Source organism: Burkholderia sp. 567, from assembly GCF_040545115.1.
In the GTDB taxonomy this organism is placed as follows: Bacteria; Pseudomonadota; Gammaproteobacteria; order Burkholderiales; family Burkholderiaceae; genus Burkholderia; species Burkholderia ambifaria.
Genome location: NZ_JBEPLG010000025.1, coordinates 1 through 1,843 on the forward strand (window position 1 = coordinate 1; position 1,843 = coordinate 1,843).

General features: G+C 63.5%; 1 pseudogene. It reads left to right on the top strand.

Annotation, left to right across the window (positions count from 1 at the left end):
• Positions 1–1,843: pseudogene (locus ABIC50_RS33955) on the top strand (YadA-like family protein); the annotation flags it as partial.

Below are 1,843 nucleotides of genomic sequence, written 5' to 3' on the forward strand. Positions count from 1 at the left end.
ACATCACGGCACCGACGTACAAGGTTGGCGACACGACGTACAACAACGTCGGCGACGCGCTGGACGCGATGGCGAAGAACGGCGGCTCCGACCCGCTGGCCGTGTCTTACGACAGCGCGACGAAGGACAAGGTGACGCTGGCCGGTGGCGCGACGGGTACGACGCTGTCGAACGTGAAGGCCGGTACGGCGGACATGGACGCGGTGAACGTATCGCAGCTGAAGTCGTCGGGCCTGATCGGTGAAGACGGCAAGTCACTTGCTGCAATCACGTACGACAAGAACACGGACGGCACGCCGAACTACAAGTCGGCAACGCTGGCGGGCGACGGCGGTACGACGCTGACGAACGTGAAGGCCGGTGCACTGTCGGCGACGAGCACGGACGCGGTGAACGGCTCGCAACTGTTCGCGACGAACGAGAACCTCGGCAACCTGAAGGACACGCTGACGGATGGCGGCGTGATCGACAAGACGACGGGTGAATCGCTTGCGGTGGTGTACGACAGCACGACGAAGGACAAAGTGACGCTGGCCGGTGGCAAGACCGGGACGACGCTGTCGAACGTGAAGGCTGGTACGGCCGACATGGATGCGGTGAACGTATCGCAGCTGAAGTCGTCGGGCCTCGTTGGTGAAGACGGCAAGTCGCGTGCTGCAATCACGTACGACAAGAACACCGATGGCACGCCGAACTACAAGTCGGCAACGCTGGCGGGCGACGGCGGCACGACGCTGACGAACGTGAAGGCCGGTGCACTGTCGGCGACGAGCACGGACGCGGTGAACGGCTCGCAACTGTTCGCGACGAACGAGAACCTCGGCAACCTGAAGGACACGCTGACGGATGGCGGCGTGATCGACAAGACGACGGGTGAATCGCTTGCGGTGGTGTACGACAGCACGACGAAGGACAAAGTGACGCTGGCCGGTGGCAAGACGGGCACGACGCTGTCGAACGTGAAGGCCGGTACGGCCGACATGGACGCGGTGAACGTGTCGCAGCTCAAGTCGTCGGGCCTGATCGATGGTGACGGCAAGTCGATTGCCGCGGTGACGTACGACAAGAAGACGGACGGCACGCCGAACTACAACTCGGTGACGCTGGGCGGCGGGAAGTCGACGGGCCCGGTGACGCTGTCGAACGTTGCACAGGGCAAGGCCGGCACGGACGCGGTGAACGTCGATCAACTGACCAAAGCGATCGGCGACGTGGAAGGCGGCATGAACCCGCTGGCCGTGTCTTACGACAGCGTGACGAAGGACAAGGTGACGCTGGCCGGTGGCAAGACGGGCACGACGCTGTCGAACGTGAAGGCCGGTACGGCGGACATGGACGCAGTGAACGTGTCGCAGCTGAAGTCGTCGGGCCTCGTTGGTGAGGACGGCAAGTCGCTCGCTGCAATCACGTACGACAAGAACACCGATGGCACGCCGAACTACAAGTCGGCGACGCTGGCAGGCGAAGGCGGCACGACGCTGACGAACGTGAAGGCCGGTGCACTGTCGGCGACGAGCACGGACGCGGTGAACGGTTCGCAACTGTTCGCGACGAACGAGAATCTCGGCAACCTGAAGGACACGCTGACGGATGGCGGCGTGATCGACAAGACGACGGGCGAATCGCTGGCAGTGGTGTACGACAGCACGACGAAGGACAAGGTGACGCTGGCCGGTGGCAAGACGGGCACGACGCTGTCGAACGTGAAGGCTGGTACGGCCGACCTGGACGCAGTGAACGTGTCGCAGCTGAAGTCGTCGGGCCTGATCGATGGTGACGGCAAGTCGATTGCCGCGGTGACGTACGACAAGAAGACGGACGGCACGCCGAACTACAACTCGGT